The organism is Paenibacillus sp. VTT E-133291 (assembly GCF_002264395.1).
Classification (GTDB): domain Bacteria; phylum Bacillota; class Bacilli; order Paenibacillales; family Paenibacillaceae; genus Paenibacillus_AQ; species Paenibacillus_AQ nitricinens.
On record NZ_NFVA01000015.1, the window covers coordinates 48,222 to 67,864 of the forward strand.

At 44.2% G+C, this 19,643-nt stretch carries 19 protein-coding genes; 4 read left to right on the plus strand and 15 right to left on the minus strand.

What is annotated here, in order from left to right; translation table 11 throughout:
* Positions 1 to 308 precede the first annotated feature (308 nt).
* From CA598_RS09205 to CA598_RS09215, 3 genes are all read right to left on the minus strand, one after another.
* On the minus strand, positions 309 to 1,607 hold the full coding sequence (locus CA598_RS09205) for an MFS transporter (protein WP_094876336.1): 1,299 nt from the start codon (positions 1,605 to 1,607) through the stop codon (positions 309 to 311).
* An 81-nt stretch (positions 1,608 to 1,688) separates the two neighbouring features.
* Positions 1,689 to 2,840, minus strand: a complete 1,152-nt coding sequence (locus CA598_RS09210; protein WP_094872517.1) for a winged helix-turn-helix domain-containing protein — start codon at positions 2,838 to 2,840, stop codon at positions 1,689 to 1,691.
* Positions 2,841 to 2,985: 145 nt separating this feature from the next.
* The gene (locus CA598_RS09215) at positions 2,986 to 3,648 is read right to left on the minus strand and encodes a YjgB family protein (RefSeq protein WP_179283629.1); all 663 of its coding nucleotides are present in this window, start codon (positions 3,646 to 3,648) and stop codon (positions 2,986 to 2,988) included.
* A gap of 505 nt (positions 3,649 to 4,153) precedes the next feature.
* On the opposite strand from CA598_RS09215, the gene CA598_RS09220 reads away from it, so the two are divergent.
* The 3 genes from CA598_RS09220 to CA598_RS09230 are packed head-to-tail and all read left to right on the plus strand — an operon-like array spanning position 4,154 to position 7,306.
* Positions 4,154 to 4,651 (plus strand): sigma-70 family RNA polymerase sigma factor, encoded by a 498-nt coding sequence (locus CA598_RS09220; protein ID WP_256990431.1) that lies wholly within the window; start codon positions 4,154 to 4,156, stop codon positions 4,649 to 4,651.
* Complete coding sequence (locus CA598_RS09225) at positions 4,648 to 5,004, plus strand: hypothetical protein (RefSeq protein WP_094876338.1); 357 nt, start codon at positions 4,648 to 4,650, stop codon at positions 5,002 to 5,004. The genes CA598_RS09220 and CA598_RS09225 overlap by 4 nt, the downstream gene beginning before the upstream one ends.
* A complete protein-coding gene (locus tag CA598_RS09230; RefSeq protein ID WP_094876339.1) occupies positions 4,994 to 7,306 on the plus strand; it encodes a hypothetical protein in 2,313 nt (770 codons plus the stop codon). The genes CA598_RS09225 and CA598_RS09230 overlap by 11 nt, the downstream gene beginning before the upstream one ends.
* Positions 7,307 to 7,393: 87 nt before the next feature.
* Here CA598_RS09230 and CA598_RS09235 read toward each other — a convergent pair whose 3' ends face one another.
* The 12 genes from CA598_RS09235 to CA598_RS09285 all read right to left on the minus strand — a co-directional run bounded on the left by CA598_RS09235 (position 7,394) and on the right by CA598_RS09285 (position 18,139).
* The gene (locus CA598_RS09235) at positions 7,394 to 8,203 is read right to left on the minus strand and encodes an SDR family NAD(P)-dependent oxidoreductase (protein ID WP_042185448.1); all 810 of its coding nucleotides are present in this window, start codon (positions 8,201 to 8,203) and stop codon (positions 7,394 to 7,396) included.
* Between the two features lie 46 nt (positions 8,204 to 8,249).
* Positions 8,250 to 8,684 carry a MarR family winged helix-turn-helix transcriptional regulator gene (locus tag CA598_RS09240; protein WP_094872511.1) on the minus strand — a complete coding sequence of 145 codons (435 nt, stop codon included), beginning with the start codon at positions 8,682 to 8,684 and terminating at the stop codon, positions 8,250 to 8,252.
* Between the two features lie 131 nt (positions 8,685 to 8,815).
* Complete coding sequence (locus CA598_RS09245) at positions 8,816 to 9,355, minus strand: RDD family protein (RefSeq protein ID WP_094872509.1); 540 nt, start codon at positions 9,353 to 9,355, stop codon at positions 8,816 to 8,818.
* A 23-nt stretch (positions 9,356 to 9,378) separates the two neighbouring features.
* Positions 9,379 to 9,537, minus strand: coding sequence for a hypothetical protein (locus CA598_RS32230; RefSeq protein WP_179281685.1), 159 nt, complete (start codon positions 9,535 to 9,537; stop codon positions 9,379 to 9,381).
* Between the two features lie 32 nt (positions 9,538 to 9,569).
* Positions 9,570 to 9,869, minus strand: a complete 300-nt coding sequence (locus CA598_RS09250; RefSeq protein ID WP_094876340.1) for a hypothetical protein — start codon at positions 9,867 to 9,869, stop codon at positions 9,570 to 9,572.
* A gap of 179 nt (positions 9,870 to 10,048) precedes the next feature.
* Positions 10,049 to 11,899: a ribosomal protection-like ABC-F family protein gene (gene abc-f, locus CA598_RS09255; protein WP_094876341.1), complete on the minus strand. Its 1,851-nt coding sequence runs from the start codon at positions 11,897 to 11,899 to the stop codon at positions 10,049 to 10,051.
* Between the two features lie 382 nt (positions 11,900 to 12,281).
* Positions 12,282 to 13,196, minus strand: coding sequence for a L,D-transpeptidase family protein (locus CA598_RS09260; protein ID WP_256989944.1), 915 nt, complete (start codon positions 13,194 to 13,196; stop codon positions 12,282 to 12,284).
* A 303-nt stretch (positions 13,197 to 13,499) separates the two neighbouring features.
* Entirely contained in the window at positions 13,500 to 14,198 is a 699-nt protein-coding gene (locus tag CA598_RS09265) for a copper homeostasis protein CutC (protein WP_094876342.1), read from the minus strand.
* A 152-nt stretch (positions 14,199 to 14,350) separates the two neighbouring features.
* Complete coding sequence (locus CA598_RS09270) at positions 14,351 to 15,319, minus strand: sugar phosphate isomerase/epimerase family protein (protein ID WP_042185436.1); 969 nt, start codon at positions 15,317 to 15,319, stop codon at positions 14,351 to 14,353.
* A complete protein-coding gene (locus CA598_RS09275) occupies positions 15,320 to 16,051 on the minus strand; it encodes a ThuA domain-containing protein (protein WP_042124690.1) in 732 nt (243 codons plus the stop codon).
* A gap of 50 nt (positions 16,052 to 16,101) precedes the next feature.
* Positions 16,102 to 17,178, minus strand: coding sequence for a Gfo/Idh/MocA family protein (locus tag CA598_RS09280; protein ID WP_094872501.1), 1,077 nt, complete (start codon positions 17,176 to 17,178; stop codon positions 16,102 to 16,104).
* Positions 17,179 to 17,185: 7 nt separating this feature from the next.
* Positions 17,186 to 18,139, minus strand: coding sequence for an AraC family transcriptional regulator (locus CA598_RS09285; protein ID WP_094872500.1), 954 nt, complete (start codon positions 18,137 to 18,139; stop codon positions 17,186 to 17,188).
* A 394-nt stretch (positions 18,140 to 18,533) separates the two neighbouring features.
* Between CA598_RS09285 and CA598_RS09290 the strand changes: the two genes are divergently transcribed.
* The gene (locus CA598_RS09290; RefSeq protein ID WP_076284001.1) at positions 18,534 to 19,538 is read left to right on the plus strand and encodes a LacI family DNA-binding transcriptional regulator; all 1,005 of its coding nucleotides are present in this window, start codon (positions 18,534 to 18,536) and stop codon (positions 19,536 to 19,538) included.
* The last annotated feature ends 105 nt before the right edge of the window (positions 19,539 to 19,643 follow it).

Below are 19,643 nucleotides of genomic sequence, written 5' to 3' on the forward strand. Positions count from 1 at the left end.
CTTATGGGCAAGAATCGATCCTAGCGAGCTAGAAAGTCTCTTAATTGCACTCTATACAACTGTTAAGCGTAAAAAGGGGTCTGCTGAGCAAATAAGTGTAGTTTCTGCAACTAAAAACCATCATTTCTACCCCAAAAGAGAAAAAATCAAATTATAGCTGCACTAAATACAACTAAAGTTCGCTTTGAACGATGGAACAGCATTTAATTGCAGATTCTGCTACTAAATGCTAGGTAAGCCTGCTAGGTAGTCAGTCTACTCAAGCTCTCTAGTCAGGCTAGTTTGCCTGACCTTCACTATCAGCTGCCTTAAGTTTCCATCACTTTAACCTTCCCCGGTTGCTCCGTTGAGCTATCACTTTTCTCCTTCTGCACAGGCCACAGCACGCGGCCAAATAATATCCCAAGCACACCTATCAAAGCGATTACGATCCCAAAGTTAAAAAAGATACGGCTAGGCCCAGCGGCCTGAACCAACATTCCACCGAGGAGTGGAGCACCAATCATAACTCCGCTAAGAATAGTACTCTGAATACCGAATACACGCCCTGTCATGTGCGGGGGAGTTTCTTTTTGCAGGCAATAATTGAACGTGATAATAAAAATTCCATTCCCAATACCTAGTAAGAATCCTAATAGCAATACAGAAATACTGGAAGTTCCTGGCTGAAGCAGTCCAAGTCCCCCGACCGATAAACCCATCAACACATAACTTGTTCCAAGCTTCCAGCCATAACCTGTTCCGCGATTCATTTTGTTCATGACCATAATGATGAATACAGCACCGCCTCCGGATGCCGCCACGAGCCAGCCCAGTAAAGATTCATTAGAGGGTGCAAGTACCCTAAAGAGACTGGTGAATTGAAAATCAATCATCTGAATCGCCATTGAACAGACTATGCCAAACAGCATGGTATTTAGCAACAACCTGCTGCGCAGCATAAAACTCCAGCCTTCCATCCACATCGTGCGGAGGGAAACATGCTCCTCTTGATCCCCCTTGCCTTCTGTGCCAACTTGTTCTACTTCACTCTTCTTAACTGTAAGTAGGAGCAAATAGGAACAGCCTCTGAGACAAGCATTGATCAATATACACCACTGCGGTGTCAGCACGGATAACGCAAAACCACCAAGTAAAGGTCCCGCGATTTTGGAGCCTTGATTCACAAGCCCATTTAGTGAGGTGGCTTGAAGCAGTTGGTCTTCTCTAACCATAGTGCGGGTCATCGACTGCTGGGCAGGCACATTTAACGTCGAGATGGCAGCACGCAGCATCAGTAACGGGAGTAGCCACACCATATTGGGAGCAAAAAGTACTAGTACTGTTAATAATGCCGTGAGCAGATCACACATTCGCATTAGCTTTAGCTTATTCACTCGGTCAGCCGCTACCCCCGCCACGGAGCCAAGCAGAATCCCAGGTAAAGCTATGGAGACTGGAATCAAAGCCAGCATTAACGGACTGGCGTGCCAACGGTACCCTACGAGCACTTGAATCGCCAGTGCATCGAACCAATCCCCAAAAGTGGCTGTCGCATATGCGCTGTACACACGCATATACACTTTGTTTTTTAGCAGACTCGTTCCTGCTTGTGATGAAGCATTCATCGGACATTCCTCCAAGTTACGATTAAGAACTAGAACATATGAAGCATGATCTTAATGTAACGGAGAATTGTCAGAGAATTATCAGAGAGCTGTCACGATATTCATAAGCACGTGTTCCAAGGATTGCTCCAAACGATGGAATCCCCGCTCTTCCTTCTCTCGTTCAAATAAATCTGCATATTTGTGCTGCAAAGCTGGTTGGGGTGGAAACTCGTTACAATAGTGAACAATTCGATATAACGCATATATACGCATCGGTACAAACCCCGACATCTCCAGCACTTGAAGCGCATCATCCAATAGTCGCTCTGCTTCACGCCAAGACCTACGCCGTAGAAACCACAAGCCCCTCGCAACTTTATAACTCCCAATCTCGCGTAAGTAAGGCATCTCCTGCAAAAGCGTTTCAATGTCTTTCGCCATCCGTTCTATTACGTGATCTTCTGTTCCCATCCACAAGTGTAGAAGCATTTCTGAGGTCGCCGTTATAGGAATGAAACTCTCATACCCCGGCTCTTTAATCACTTCATACGTTAGCTTTAGCCGTTCCAGTGCTTTTTCCGTTTGCCCTGCCAGCGTGTACAAATCCAGAATATTAAGGATTTCCAATTCGCGATGCTGAGGCGGCAAAAGAAGCTTTTTCTCAAGGACTAACTCGCAGAACGCTAATTTTTTCTTAGGATCACCTAAAAGAACATAACAGATCAACAAAGAATAAAACCGTTCCTCGATCTCAACCTCCGTTGTGTTCAGCAGCCATTCCACATCTCCCTGCACAAAATGAATATATACCGAATAAAACGGGTCCATCGCATAACCCAAAACATCCTGTTGGCGTGCGAGGATTAACATTGAGCGCCCTTGACCATATAGGTGATATTTCTTGAATACCTCACGCATCGTCTTCTGCATCTCTAAATCATATGTAGTCGGATTGGTCATGGCCGCTGAAGGCTCTTGTATAATCAGACTATAACCAAATCCCCTAACAGTCTTAATATCAAGACCCTGTAGCTTGCCAAGCTTTTTACGAATGCGATAAATATGATCATCTACCGTTCGCTCTACCGGATATTCCAAGGGCCAGACCTTATCCAGCAACTGTTCTCGGCTGAACGTACGCCCTCTATTTTTGTACAAGAACTGAAAAAGCGTAAACTCTTTTGGGAATAATTCGATCGTTATCCCATCTCCGGTCACTTTGTATTCACTTTCGATTAATTCCAACTGCATGATAGAACCTCTCTTTCCCCCGAATCCGCTCATAGGTTACATTATATCAGTCCGTCCAAGGCGTACTCCAGATCAAAAATAAACATCAAAAAGAGCAACCCGCAGATTTCTCTGCATTGATTGCTCCTTGTACCCATTGCTCGTCTTATCCAGCCATATTATTAATGGAATCCTGTTCACTAAAAACGGAGATATGGCCCACCTTACCCGTCGAGTTTGGAATAATGAATTTCAACTGGAATTGATCATTGGCTTGGTAAGTGTAGATCTTATCCTCACCATTTACTTTGGTATCGTCCGGCTTGCCCAGTGTGGACTCGATCTGTTTCAGTGTCAGCTTTTGCAGCGCAGTATCACTGGAACGAACATCGAAGATTAGGCTCCCTTTATTGAATCCGAATACGATATGTTCATCAGTGTAGGTAGCATAAATCCCTTTTCCCGCTGGCTCTTGTTGATCAGGTTTACCCCAATCGGCTTCTACCTCATCAATTAGTCCGGTATGAGCAGCATATTCAACACCGGGCACCTTCCCTTTTTTAGCAAGCTCAAGTAATTCTTGAAGTTGTTTGTCACTATTCTGCGGATTCGCCTTGGCTGTATCTTTATTAGTCTCCGTTGCTGCGGTTTCTGCAGGAGTGGATGACGGGCTAACTTCCGGTCCCGAAGTTGCTGTTATAGCTGTTTCTGTTGGGGTATTTGTAGGGGATTCAGAATTAGCCGCCTCATTGTTCGAACTGCAACCAGCAAGCCCGATCATTCCAATGAGCAGGATAGTGGCTGCTAGAAACTTAATCTGTGCTGACATGATGTCATCTCCTTAGTAGGTTGCTCAAAGCCATCTTGCAAAAAAATGGAACTGAACATATAGACGATACTGAAACGAAAAAGTTTCCTTAGACAAGGAAGATTAGGCATAGCCTAACTATCATTTACCCAAATCTGCCTAACATCAATTAATTACCTGATTAATTCTCACCATCGGAGGATTTCATTGCAGAACATGCAATAGATCGGGGCAGTTTGCTTCGAAAAAAGCAATGCATTGCACTTTGTGCAATAGAATCCGAAAAAAACCCCTAATTAGGCGTTTCTTAGCTATTTTGAATGTACAAAGTGCAACAGAATTCATCTTCTCCCGCTTCAGGACAAATTCTATTGCACATAGTGCAATTGGAGTCCCCTCAGTAAAAATATTCCACACAAACGCAACCTTAATCCTCTGAGCCGCATCTTATTTAGTAAAGGGAGGGGAGCTTCATCTGAATATTATAGACAGAATCAAAGCAAAGGATGAGTCAGCTCTCAGCCTGTTGATGGACGATTATGGCGATATGCTGCTCCGAACCGCTTGCTTATTGCTCAAAGATCGACACAGTGCCGAAGAGGCGGTGCAAGATACTTTTATTCAAGCCTTTGCCAAAATGAATCAATTGCAGGAACCGGAACGGTTAAAGGCTTGGCTCATTCGCATCGTGATCAACCGCTGCCGCATGAAGCAACGGACTTGGAGCTGGCGTAATATTTCCCCCTCAGGCGATGCAGAGCTCCAAGCCAGTGATGATGCGGGCTTCACTGCCGGGGCAGAAGAGCTTTTTATGGTGGAATGGCATAATGTTAGACTCGCTGAGTCCATCAGAACTCTCGATTATGTATACCGCGAATGTCTGACGTTATATTACTTTCATGAGATGAGCATCCGTGAAATTTCTGAGCAATTGAATACGCCGGAGAATACGATTAAATCCCGGTTAGTTAGAGGACGGACACTCTTAAAAAAGATATTGGAGAAGGAGGGACATTTCTTATGAATACGGGGAGCACAGAGAATACGAAACGCGAAGTGATCAAGCATCAGCTAGATGAAGAACTACAACCCATACACTTCGAAGGACATGAGCGCGTCCTCAAGATGACCCACCCTCCAACCTTTGGAGCCCGACTCATGGCTTTCTGGAATAAAGAAATCGAGATCCCCGTGAAACCTTTAGGCGCGATTGGTGCCATTATTCTAGTCGTATCATTGACACTGCATCAACCAGAGGTTAAACATCAACCCCAACAAAACGTCCAGCAGCATCCAAACCGTGAACTTATTGAGGCTGGGGGCAATACGTACTGGAAAGATATCTATGATCAGGCGGTGAAGAGACATGCGAATTAAGATCAGAGTCAAACATCTAGTGTCATTCGTGCTACTCCCAGCCTTCCTGCTCATTCTTCTATTTAACTTTCTGCCCTCCTCAAAGGCACAAATGGAGGAAAGCCCAGCTATTCAATTTAACCTGGCCCGTACAGAACTTCTGCAAAAGCTAGAGTCTACAACTGGCAGTAAACGTATGGAGCTTATTCAAACAAATATCATTGATAAGGAGCACGCCTACGATCCCTATAGATATGACGTAAATATTGGTCCCTCTATGAGTCAGTGGAATCATGATGAACCGAGTATTTCCGACTTGCTGCCAGAGGATAAAATCGCTTTGTTAGAAGAATACATCCTTGATGGGCCAGCGAATAATACACGTATATTTGCGGTAAAGCTGCTTGCCTACGAATATGATGCTCTTGGCCGTAAGGAAGACGGCGATCAAGCGCTAATAACGGCCACTAAACAACTAGCCAGCAATTCTCACGTGGCACAAGAGCTGACGCTCCTTCGTGCAGAACGAGCCCTGAATCGTGGGGACATAACAACCGCTGAAGCTATTCTTGAACAAACCACATTGTTATCTGAGAATCAGCAGGATTTAGATGCGCAAAAAGCATGGCTTACCGGGCGTCTGCTCTTCACAAAAGGTAAAGCACAAGAAGCACTTGCCGTAGTAGACAATGGCTTGGAGAGCTACCAAAAATTCTGGCAGGATATTCATAAACAAATGAGTCTTACCACTAGCAACTCAGATAAAGACACCGCAGACAAGGATGCAGCGGGATCAGCGTCAATTTCACCACCAACGATTGGAACTTCAGAGACCGAATTGCAGTTGGAGGCACTCCGGATTGCCATTCAGTCCGCTGTCGATATGGGGAACAACTCGACTGCCGTCGTATCCGGAACACTTACTCGTAGCGATGGTACTCCGGTCTCGCGTGCAGGTATTTTTCTCCGTGCTGAAAGCGAGGTTCATCACAGCATTACATCTGCTGATTCCTACCGAATCGTTACAGACGATGAAGGACGTTTCGAATTCTACGGTGTGATTCCGGGCTTCTATCAACTGCAGCTTGGACTTAGCTATGATCAGATCGATGGCTGGGCTTGGCCTATACAGTATGACGATTGGATTGAAGTTAAACCGGGTGACCTGTTGAAGGAGAGTGTTGTTCTGCAACCTCTCATTGAGCTTCAGTCTCCTATTAATCAGGAGACACTAACTGGAAAGACCGTAGATTTCCGCTGGAAAGCTGTTAAGGGTGCAGCTTATTATCGTTTAAGCGGTGGGGTCTCGATGGTGGGGAGCTCCTTCAGTTCGCAGATTCGGGACCATATCACGGACAATCAAGTCTCTATTCCAGTAGATGAACTCTATTACAACAGTGGTTTCTCCTACGGCAGTGGCGGAGAGGGCTTTGAATCGATTGATCCTCTATCTTTTCTTGTGTTCATGAATCCTGAAGCACGCTTTTCTTGGAATATCGAGGCATTTGATGCGGATGGACATCTGCTTACCCGCAGTAGTGGCTACAGATTGAACGAAGAGACTGTAGGTAATCTGCCCTTCTTCTATCTCAAGGAACGAGAACTAACCACAGCCGATAGACTATTGCTAAATAAGAAACCTGATCAAGCCATAGAAATGTACCAACAGAATGTTGCAGATGATCCAGAGGATGCTCATGCTCTACACATGCTTGTGAAGCTGATGCTCGCTAAATCCTCCCTGACGAAGGATGACTCATTAGAAGATCAGGCGATTCCGCTACTCCAAAAGCTCATACAGTTGCATCCTTATTCTAATTATGCCTTCACGTTGACGCAGTACTATTTTGACCATAAGGACTGGAAATCATATAACGAGTATTATTCCCGCTACATTGAGCTGAGTCAAACTATGGGGGATGACTATGACCGCTCGATTAATGCTACAGCTCTCATGCATCAAGGCAAGCTTACAGAAGCTCGGGAGCAATTTTCTATCGCCTTAGAGCATGATGACAGCCATCGTTTTGTTGGCAGCTATTTGGCGGCAGAATTATACGTTGGTGAGTCGCTTTCTTCTGTCTTAACACTGGCTGAGCGTTACCCCGAACACAGCTTTGGTCTTAATGGGTATCGTTGGTCACAAATGATTAAACAGCTCATAGCCGAACGAACAAAACAACCTGATAACTTTGACCAAGAGCTGAAGGAAAAACTCGGATGGTATATGGATGGTCAGACAGATGTTTTGAAACAATGGATGGATAGCACAAAATCCTCAGCACTGAAAACCTTTATACAGGCTGTTTTAGCGGTAAGCTAATTTAGCCTAACTCACTTATACAAACAAAAATCCGGTCCCGCTCATTGAACACGAGCTTAGAACCGGATTTTTTAATTACGCTTGAATTTATTTACCTTTAGCTTCCATCATGTAATTCTGGAAGTCCGTAATACTAGGGTTGGACATATAGTGACCACCCTCTACTTCTATTGTTTGTCCGGTGATGAATTTAGATTCATCCGATGCCAGGAACAATACTGTGTTTCCGATATCATCCGCTTCCCCATGGTAAGGGAGGGCATTGAACTTCTGGAAAATATCCAGCACAGCTGGCGGCATATTTCTTGCAGCCGCAGGTGTTAGAATTAGGCCTGGAGCCACTCCGTTACAACGAATCTTATCCTTACCATATTGTGTAGCGATATAACGTGTAAGGTTCACAACAGCTGCCTTAGAGGAACCATAAGCCGTGCGCAATGAATCTCCTGCAAATGCTGACATCGAAGCGGTGTTAATAATAGAACCTCCGCCCGCTTTAATCATATGTGGAATAGCAAATCGGCTGCCTAATAGAACACTTTTGGTGTTCACGTTCATCAGGCGATCCCATTCTTCCAAATCTATGTTGACCACATCAAGGTCTTTTTGCAGATTAGTTAGACCTACGTTGTTGAACAAAACTGTAATGGTGCCATACTGAGCGACTGTGAAATCAACAGCTTCCTTGATCGAATCTGCTTGGGATGCATCCAGGAAAAGACCTTCTGCCTCTCCACCCTCACTTTTAATCTTAGCCGCTGCTTCCTTGGCAGCCTCTACATTAAAATCGGCGATGACAACTTTGGCTCCTTCTCTAGCCATTAGAGTAGCGGCTGATAAGCCAATACCTGAAGCGCCTCCAGTGACTAATGCAACCTTACCTTGAACTCTTCCCATATCCATACCCCTTTATAATGTGATTAAGATTCTTAGATGACTTCATTTATGTTTCAGAGCTATCAAAGCTCGTTAACAACTTTTCATAAATTTTCAAGAATTGCTGCAGTTCTTCTTCATCGAGCTTCAGAAATATTTCAGCTCGGAGCTCCTGTCCTTTTAGCTGTGCTTCCTTCAGTACATCCTTACCTTTGTCCGTGATCGAGAGCAGTACATTTCGGCGATCATCTTCATTATATTTACGCTCGGCCATTTCCTGTTTAATTAAGCGATTGGCAATGTTCGTCATCGCCCCCGGCGTATAACCTAATTTTTTAGCCAAAGTAGTTTGCTTCTGCGGACCCTTTTTATTCAATTCTCCCAAGACGAGAACGGGTGATATCCCAATATTATGGTCAAAAGCATTCATCCACCGAACAATAATTTCATCCGTGAATAATTCAACTGCATGTATGAGTCTAAAAAAATCTGGGTTTTCCAAGTACATCCTCCTATAACGCTCATGATCATTGGGTGCTTCTGTATTTATTTTAACACTAAAATATTTAATAGTAAACTATTTAACGATAAACTATTAATAATCAAAAAAAAAGAATGCTCAGCAAGCATCCTTTAAATTGCAGATTTATCAATAACATAAGTACCGGCCATCATATCGTGAAGCGCACGTTTACGGGGAGTAAATGCGACAAATAGATAATCCACAAGCATGATAAAGCCAAGTATTTTACTGAGATCATTAGCCAATGGTGCCCATAAGGCAAGGTTGGTGGAAATCGCAGTGAGGTCGTAGAGACTGACACCAACAATCATTGAAAAAATTGTACTAATGATTCGGAAAATATTTCGAACTAGAGCTTCCTTCAGCGTTGGATAACTCCCTTGATCATTAACAATCTTTATCTTTAAAATCAGCTTCCCGGGTGATCCGCCAAATCTAACGATCATAAAAATATCAAACACGATGAAGATAATATACTCAAGGATAATAGGAATCTCCGAGTGCAAGGAAACAGCTAATGAGTTGAATAGCATGTAAACAATAACCGCAGGGATCAGAATGACAAGGAGATCAAGAATGGTAGCCAGTACTCTTTTCCAAAATCCTATGAAATCCTCCTGTTCCAAACGCTCCACTTTATAGTTATTCATATCAGGGCCCCCGCTCTCTATGCTTAACTGTATTCATTCAGCCTTTTGATCCGCTCTTCAATAATGGATTCCAGTTCCTTATTATGTTTTAGAATCACCCGTATATCAGAAAGTTTATCTGTTAATTTAATAATTCTATGAATGTCTTCCCAATTATATCCACGGTTCCATTTAAAAATCATCACAGGCTCCAATGATTCTAATTTACATAGGCTCAGCTGAGCCCGATCGGCAGGAGGATAAGCCCTAGCGATATAACAGTTATAATTCTTGTAGTGAGGAGGGTTAGCTTGACATTTTTTTCTGATTTGTACCAACCTTTAAACTGAAAATGATTCCGATACAGCATAAAAAATATCAATACATTTCCAAACGCCATACTCCAGTTATATACGGGCTGACCAAATATAGATTGATATACGAATCGCTCTGCCCCGCCTAAAATAAACAAGGTCAACACAAGTAATATACATAATCGAAATAATTCCAGAATAAAGGAAGCGAATTTCATCATTTTATAACCGTCCTTTCAAGATCTGCCTATCCCAAATTACATCCATATTCCTCCAAATTATACACCTTACATCTAATAACTCCTATCTGAATATTCGATTCCGTATATATTTTTCACGCTAAAAAACAACCCAGCCCTAGATAAATTGTATCCTGAGCTGGGTGATTTTGACTCTCTTTTTAGAAGAGTGTAGTTTCATCCTTATCTCTTAGTTCCTGAATCTGTAACCGCAGATTAACTATGTCCGCCATTAGCGCCTCATTCTCAGCCTCTGTATCCCTACTTCCACTTTGGATCAATTGATTCAGACGGAGCGTCAGAAGGACAAGCTCGTCCTCCCGCGCCTGTTCTTTTTGGGTAAGCACACGACTTCTATCTTTGGAAATGTATTCATTATAGGAACCCTGGAAAAACTTCGGTGTCTGAGCCGGCTCTAAGATTACCAGACGATTAGCTACATTAGTGTGCAGATATCGGTCATGCGAGACCATCACAAGCCCTCCCGGATATACCCTTAACGCTTCTTCTACACGCTCCCTAGTGTCAATGTCCAGATAATTGGTGGGTTCGTCCAGTACTAATAGGTTAGCTTTTCCAAAGTACAGTTTAAGGAAAGCTACACGACATTTCTCTCCCAGACTTAAATCACCAATTCGTTTAAAGACATCCTCCCGCGAAAATAAAAAGCAGCCTAGAATCGTTCGTGCCTCCGTTTGGGTCATACCCGGCAGTTCAAGCAAGCTATCCAGAATCGTGGATGACACCGCTAGATTATCGAGCTCTTGGGCAAAATAACCAATCTTCGTCCGTGGATGCAGCCGTACTTCACCTTGGGTGGGTTTATGAATACCCGCAATCAACTTCAGCAAAGAAGACTTCCCAACCCCATTGGGCCCCAGAATAGCAAGACGATCTCCTCGATTCAAGGACAAACTGAAATTTTTCAATACAGGCGCACTATCCTTATAAGCAAAATCAATCTCGCGGAGTGACAGCAAAGTGTCCGCCATTAATGCTTCCGTCTCCAGCTTCATCTTCAGCTTGCTTGTCTCGCGCGGCAATTCCACACGGTTCTTATTTAAGCGTTCGAGTGCAGCTTCCTTCGCATGAAGACGAGACACGTTCTTCTTAGATTTCGCACGCAGGAAATCATGCTGTCCGGCAGCACGGTGTGCCTGCTGGAACCACTCCGAATACCTTCTGATGCTCTCCAGTATTTTCTCCTTTTCCTGTTCCTGCTTCTTATATTGTCCCTCTAGCGTTCGTGCCTCTATCGCTTTCTGCTCCCGATACTGCGTATATCCACCCCAATACCGGCTACATCCCCCTGGACTAAGTTCCAGTAAAGCTGTCGCCGTTCGATCGATGAACGTACGATCATGCGAAACATAAAGTACGGTTCCAGGGTAGGTGTGCACCCAATGTTCCAACCACTCCATCGTCTCTCCATCTAAGTGATTTGTCGGCTCATCTAGAATCAACAGCTTTGGCTGCTGGGCCAGTAATGCTGCTAATTGGACACGTGTCTTTTGCCCTCCGCTTAGCGATGGGTATGGCAAATCCCAAACTGAGCGTTCTAGCTTAAGCTGTTTCAAGCACTTTTCCGCTTTAGCCTCCCAGTCATATCCATTAAGCTGCAGGTATCGTTCGTACACTTCGGCGTATTCAGTAAGTCCAGCTTCACTCTCGTCGTTCACTTCCTGCAACCTCTGACCAAGGAGTTGAAGCCGGCGCTTTAATTGGGGTAGCTCTGCCGATCCGGCGAGAACGTAATCCAAGGCGCTTACTTCTTCTGATACTTCTAACTGCTGATCCAGCACGCCCCATTCTTCAGGAGGTAAGCCGTGATAAATACTCCCTTCCTCAAAGTTGAGGCGACCGATCAGTCCCTTAAGCAGTGTGGTTTTGCCGATTCCATTACGGCCGAACAAGAGCACACGCTCTCCTTCCGATATCTCAAAGGACACCTTCTCAAATAACAGGGTCCCGCTCCATTCTTTACGTAAATTCTTTGCTTTTATTAGGGTCATATTCCATTCCTCCGATTATATTGCAAATAAAAAACCGCAGCCAGCGGTCTGCGGTCGAATAGCGTATGATGGGGGAATATGCCATAACATGAATAGACTACGGCTGTGATCACCTGCTGCATGCAGAGTAAACCAAACAATAGATCGATCTATTCATATAAAAGCAACGTAAGGCCCCCGACCGACACACGTATCCCTGACCGTTATCACCCTGCGCGGGTGCTCCGTGACTTGTGCATATGCACTTTACAAGTTGGATGGTCTAATTCATTAGGAAACGTGTTAGTTATTCATCAGTCGGTGGTCCTCCGTCATTGTCCGAATTGGTTTGAATGAGTACAGTATAGACTAACTAAGATCAGAAATACAATTCCAAGAACAGTTATAAATTAATCTTTACCGACTGAGACTGTGGATTCCATTGCACCTGAATGCTAAATAATTGGGGCAAGATGCTTAGTGGAATTAACAATCGGTTATTTTCATTACGAGATGCGATTATCTTAATGGATTTCCCATTCACGATAGCCTGCTCGGATAAAGGCTTATGTGTCACCGTACGACCACCTATCGTAATTAGCAGTGCACCAGTACCAGCTTCGCTCTGCAGAGTTCCACCTAACAACGCTACAGATTCTCTCAGCGGAATAAATACACGGGAGTTATCCAATATAAAGGGATCATTCAGCTTTGTCGTGACGCCATCCAGCTCAAAAGCTCCAGCAAACGTCTTACTTCCCACAGAGTACCCGTTCTTTGTCGCAATGCTCTCCATAGCCAGTGTACTAGTTGTAATGATGACTCTTGTGTTCTTAGCTATTTTTGGATATAACCAGTGGATATCATCATTATGCATTCGAATACATCCAGCACTAACATACTTTCCTATGGATGACTCATTACTATTGCCGTGAATCGCGTACGTAGTTCCATAAGTTCCATTTACCTCTAGCCCTAACCAGCGGTCGCCAAGCGGATTGGCCGGATCACCCCCAGGTATTTTCTCTTTGTAGTAGGGTCTGTTCTTTACTTTAACTACCATTTTGAAGCTACCTTCCGGTGTCAGTTCCTTCGATTTCCCTGTTGCGACCGGAAAAGTCTTCACCAGCTTGCCATCACTGAAATACGCGAGTTTGTTTGTTTTTTTATTCACGATAATTAGATCGGATCCAGCAGCAGCTTCCGCCTTTCCCACACCTGTAAAACATGCAGCGAACAGAAGCCCAAACACAAGCATCAGCTTTATGTTCCGCTGTAATGAAGATTGAAACCAGCTACTCGAAACAAAAAATCCCAATTTTCTCCACCTCCATATATAAAGACGAAATCATTTCAATTTAGTTGCATACCAGCCTGTACCTATTCTTTTCAACTCGTCCCCCGCATTTGACGCAGAGATTGCAATACTGTAACCAAGTGCACACGACAAAAAGCCGACCTTTGGATAACCAAAGATCAGCTCTGTATTTTTAAACAATATTTTATGTTTCAGCGGCTACAGTTTCTTACCTGAACCCAATGCAATCACATACCCATCCGGATCTTTAATCTCAAAATCCTTTCAGCTCCCCCAGTCTGTAATCCATTATTATCGTTAAGGCTAGTGCTCTTTTCTTTGATCCAGAAGGTTTCGAACAGCCTGCAAGCGAAGAGGATCTATAGGTTTCAGCGCATCACCCTCTACTCTAACTGCTGAACCGAAATGTACCCGCCTCACACCTGTTTGTTGTACAAAATCGCTTATCCCTTCCACCGTTAATCCACTACCTGCCAGTATGTTGATAGATCGCTCCGCAGTAAGCTGTTCAAGCGCAGCAATACGCTCCGCGCCCTTAGGGGCTGTACTCTCGGCTCCTGATGTTAGAATGTCAGTAATTTGAGGATAACGTATCAATATTTCTAACGCCTCAAATTGATCCCTCACCACGTCAAACGCTCGATGGAATGTCACCTCCAGACCCTGTGCAGCCTGAAGCAGTCGTTGAAGTGCCTCTTCGTCAATCGTTCCGTCAGATCGTAACATGCCCATAACAACTGAGAATCCGCCGATAGATGCGATATGCTGAATATCCCTCTCCATAGTTTCTATATCATCCTTATCGTAATAAAAGGATCTGGCGTGAGGCCTAACCATTACTCTGACCGGGATCGAGACGGCTTCGCGCACTTTTTCTATTAGTCCCAGACTGGGTGTTAATCCCCCTTCACTAATCGCTGTGATCAGTTCAATTCGGTCAGCACCATAACGTTCGGCCAGCACTGCATCACTTAATGTTGTAGCAATAACTTCTAGTAACATTGTTGTCTCTCCTTTATTCATCTTAGAACCTTGCTTTCTGCTATTTTCTTCATCCGCACATTATCCTAACCCACATCCACATAAACACGCAAAAAAGATCTTGACCCTCTACAAACACTAGAGAATCAAGATCTTTCGTTCTTAAAATATCCTTACGCCCACCACATACCCTGAGGCTGGTCACGAATAAGAATGGATTGCAAATTGGTTACTGCACGTTGGAAGCCTTCGTCTACCGTCATAAGAGGGTCTTCATGCTCGATGCTGACCACATAATCATAACCGTAAGTACGTAGCGCACTCATGATATCCGACCATTCAGATATGCTGTGTCCACAGCCAACGGAACGGAAGGTCCATGCGCGGGTCTGCACATCGCCATAAGGCTGCATATCTGTCAGACCATACATATTGATGTTGTCCTGATCCAGGTACGTATCCTTGGCATGGAAATGATGGATTGCGCCGGCTTTACCAAGAATCTTGATTGCGCCCACAGGATCGATGCCCTGCCACCACAGATGGCTCGGGTCTAGGTTCGCGCCGATCGCATCACAGGTTGCTTCTCTAAGCTTCAGAATCGTGTAAGGTGTATGGCAGAGGAATCCCCCATGAAGCTCGATACCGATCTTAACGCCATGCTCCTCAGCCAGCTTACCGATTTCCTTCCAGTAAGGGATCAGTTTATGCTCCCACTGCCAGGTTTTGATATCGCTGTACACGGTAGGCCAAGGTGTAACTGGCCAGTTCGGTGCTTTTGCATCGTCGCTGTCTCCCGCGGTTCCCGAGAAAGTATTCACTACCTTAACGCCCATTAGCGAAGCTAGCTTGATCGACTTACGCAGAATTTCGTCGCCTTCACGAGCTTCTTCTTTATCCGGCGAAATCGGGTTATTATGGCAACTGAATGCACTGATCATAATGCCACGTTTCGTGAACTTCTCCAGATATTCCTTACGTGCTGATTCGCTGGCAAGCAGCTCATCTGTTGGACAGTGGGCATTTCCCGGATTGCCTCCTGAACCGATCTCTACCGCATTCAAACCAGCAGCAGCGATTTTATCAAGCATCTCATCAAGAGTTAAACTTCCAAATACAGGATCAAATACACCTAATTTCATTTATAATACCACCTTTTCTTTGATTGGCTCCAAAGCTTCAGAATGTCCGTAAACTGGATAATCACGCTTCGTTGGTGCACACCAGTTCACCCCATTGATGATCACTCTTTGGATTTCTTTGTTGTAATAGGTTGGATAAGATTCATGGCCGGGCTGGAAATAAAAGATCTTCCCGTTCCCGCGACGATAGGTCGATCCGCTAGGGAACACATTGCCGCCTTCAAACCAGCCGACAAAAATAAGACTTTCTGGTGCTGGTACATCAAAATGTGCACCGTACATTTCCTCTTGCTCCAAATCGATATATTCGCCAATGCCCTCAGCAATCGGGTGACTTGGGTCCATGACCCAAAGACGCTCTTTCTCCCCTGCTTCACGCCACTTTAGATCGCAGCTGGTGCCCATTAACTTCATGAATATTTTGGACATATGACCCGAATGAAGCACCACTAGCCCCATGCCTTGAAGCACTCTTTGGTGAACACGATTTACAATCTCATCACTAACTTCTTGATGGGCGACATGTCCCCACCAAATCAGTACATCCGTGTTATCCAGCACTTCTTGTGTCAGTCCATGCTCCGGTTCATCCAGCGTAGCTGTCTGAGCGTCCAGTCCAGCCTCCTGAAGGAAGCTTGCCAACTGTCCGTGAATCCCTTGCGGGTAGACTTTGAGAATTCTCTCTTCCTGCCGTTCATGGCGGAATTCATTCCATACCGTTACTCTGGTCACTTTGGACACACTCCTAGTTCATAGTTATCTATGTCTTTAAACCTGATCGTTTATTCAAAAAATACAGGCATGCCAGTCTCAGAGGATTTATAAATAGCCTCCAAGATACGGGTAACAACGAGCGCCTGCTCTGGCTTCACTACAGGCTCGGTGTCATTGACGATGCTTTCGATCCACTGAGTAGCCTCCGTCAATGCAGGATCATCTCCCGCACCATCATAAAAGTCAACGCCACCGGCTTCCAAGCTAATATGCTTCTCATATGTCTTGCCGTATTCTTCTCCGTTGATGCGCAGACCGTCTTCCATATCCGCTCCACCTTCAGTACCGCAAAGCACAGTCTTAGCTTCACCAACATCAAGTGTATTGAGCGCCCAGCTTGCTTCGAGAACGATGCTAGCTCCATTCTCCATAGTAATGAATCCAATGGCGGAATCCTCAACTGTAAATTTCTCAGGATCCCACGGGCCCCAAGCGTTCGCAGCATTTTTACGACCAGACAGCTTATGATAAGCGTTACCCACAACATATTTAGGTTTGTAGTTATCCATCATCCACAGGGTCAAATCGAGAGCATGAGTACCGATATCAATTAATGGTCCTCCACCTTGTGCTTCCTCATCCAGGAACACGCCCCATGTTGGAACGGCACGACGACGGATCGCTTTAGCTTTAGCGTAATAAATCTCTCCAAGACCATTATTCTCGCATACCGTATGCAGATAAGCGGAATCTGGTCTGAAACGGTTCTGGTAACCGATGGTTAGCTTCTTCCCAGTTCGCTTTGAAGCGTCGATCATTGCTTGTGCTTCTTCAGTGGTTTTAGCCATTGGCTTCTCGCACATTACATGCTTACCTGCCTCCATTGCCGCAATGGAAATCTCCGCATGGGAAATATTCGGTGTACATACATGAATTACATCTATACTTGCATCTTTAAGAAGTTCTGTATAATCCGTGTAAACTACAGAGTTCTCATCCCCAAACTCCGCCTTTGCCTTTTCTGCACGCTCAGGAACGATATCGCAAAAAGCAACCATTCGCGCACCTTCAACTTTTTTTAATGCTGGCATATGTTTGCCGTTAGCAATGCCTCCGCAGCCGATAATTCCTACTGTTAATGTCATCTTTGTCTTAACCTCCACTTGTTCCTGTTTTGATATCTCTATCATACAAAGCCCGGGGGCGTCTTTCTTCCTGCATTCTTGCTGTATTATTCCCGAATATTGTCTTATGGTATTTTAGGGGTGATATCCCCGTAGCATCCTTGAAAAAATGATGAAATGTCTTCACGCTGCCAAACCCGGCAGCTTCCGCCACCGCAGACATCGGCAAATCTTCATTGATTAAGATCCATTTGGCTTTGTTAAGGCGATATTCGTTTAAGAAAGCTATAAAGGTCATACCAGTATTCTTCTTGAACAGCTTGGTAAAATAATACGGACTAAAGCCCATATAGCTAGCTACCTCATTCAGCGTAATGGCTTCCTGGTAATGCTGCTCTACATAGATAAAAATCCGCTCTAATCTTTCCAGTGTTTCTCTAGACTGGTTCAGCGTATCTTCCGAGAACTTAGGCTGTTTATTGAGTGTACTCTTCGGCACTTCCCGTAAAATAACGGTCAATAGTTCAAACAATCTTGCTTTGATTAAGTAAGCGTACCCATCTCTTCGCTGCACGTCTTCCTCATAAATACTCTCAATCAGCCCTTTGATCTTCACGGCGGTTGCCTCGGGCCATTTTGAACTTGAATGCTCCATAAGCGTAAAAACCTCACGAAGCGAATAATCATTTCCACTCAAGGCTGCGACTTCCTGAAACAGGTTAAGATCGAATTGAATGACTACCCGTTCGCTTTCAGGTGAGGCCAGAAAATAATGGACATCCCCACCGTTGATAAATTGAACCTCACCTTGCTCCATGTGAATAGGGGTATCATTTATTCCCAGATTTAGACTTCCTTTAGTTACATATATAATTTCAATTTCTTTATGCCAATGCGGATAGCACAGTGTATCTCCTCCACATAGTAAACTTCTAAAAGGAAAATGCTTATCCACATCTGGAATTTCGAGATAAATATTCATAAGCGCAGCTCCTTATCCGGTTAAACACTAAACCAAACGATGAACATGTCAATCCGATTTCACGTAAGCGTTTACTGTCTAAATGTTAGACCTCTACTATTCTTTTGTCAATTCTGGGTCTCTGTATTCTTAATATCCTACTCCAGCTACATTTCTCCCTCTTACACACCACTTTAACAGAGATTTTCTGGTAATTTAATCGGTTTCATACTATTAAAAAATAATTACCTTTCATGGTTCTTATCCCTCACATATTTTTTAAGTGGAGTTGACAAGCATACCTGCCAGGATTTATATTCAGGGTAAGCGTTTACGTAAATCTTTTCAAGGAATTTGATTTTCAAAGCGTAAACGTTTAATCTAAGGCTAACCGTAATCTAAGGAGCACGTATGAATGAACCCAACCATTAAAGATGTTGCACAAAAAGCGAACGTTTCCATTGCAACAGTCTCTCGCGTGCTAAACAATTTAAGTGGGTACTCCGACAAGACGAAACAAAAGGTAAATGAAGCTATCAAAGAACTCGGGTATCAACCTAACGCAATTGCTCGTGGCCTAATCAATAAGCGTACCCAGACCATTGGTGTAATGTTCCCAAGTGTTTCTGGAGCGTTCTCCTCTGATCTGCTTAAAGGCATTGAGGAATTGGCCAATGACCGCAATTACAGTGTAATGGTCTGTAATACCGACCAGGATGGTAAACGAACATTAAAGTACTTACAACTCTTAAGGGAGAAGCAGGTTGATGGCATTATTTACTCTAGTGAGGTCTTGAAGAAAGAGTATTACGATGTGCTAGAAACCATGAAAATCCCAGTTGTGTTGGTTTCCTCCCAAACGGAATTTGCCAGTGTACCTTACGTGAAAGTAGACGATTACCAGGCTGCTTATGATGCTACCCTCTACTTAATTTCCAAAGGTCACAGCAAAATTGCCATGATCAGCGGAAATCCAAGCGATGCTATCGCTGGTGCACCCAGAGCTGAGGGATATCGTAAAGCGCTTGAAGCAAGTGGAATTCCTTTCGACAGCCGATATCTCACCTTTGGAGACTTCCTGTATGAAAGCGGGAGCATTGCAATGGAAGCTCTCTTGGAGCAAGCCCCTGATGTCACTGCCGTCTTTGCCGCTAGTGATGAAATGGCGATTGGTGCTCTTTCCACGGTCATCAAATATGGTTTAAGTGTTCCCGACGATATATCCATTATGGGTTATGACGATCTTGGAATGGCGAAAATGATTATTCCTCCGTTAACTACAGTGCGTCAACCACTGTACGATATTGGTAAGATCGCCGTGGAGAAGCTTATTCAGATGATTGAAACAGGCGAGACTGTGGATAGCAAAATTGTCGATCACTTAATCGTGGAAAGACAAACGGTAAGATCACTTACCTGAGTCTTTTTACCCCTTTTACGTAAACGTTTACTCTCTCTATTGGTAATGCATATCTGCCGCCTATAAGTAGCAGAATATCAATTAGTTTTCATTTACGTACATGTT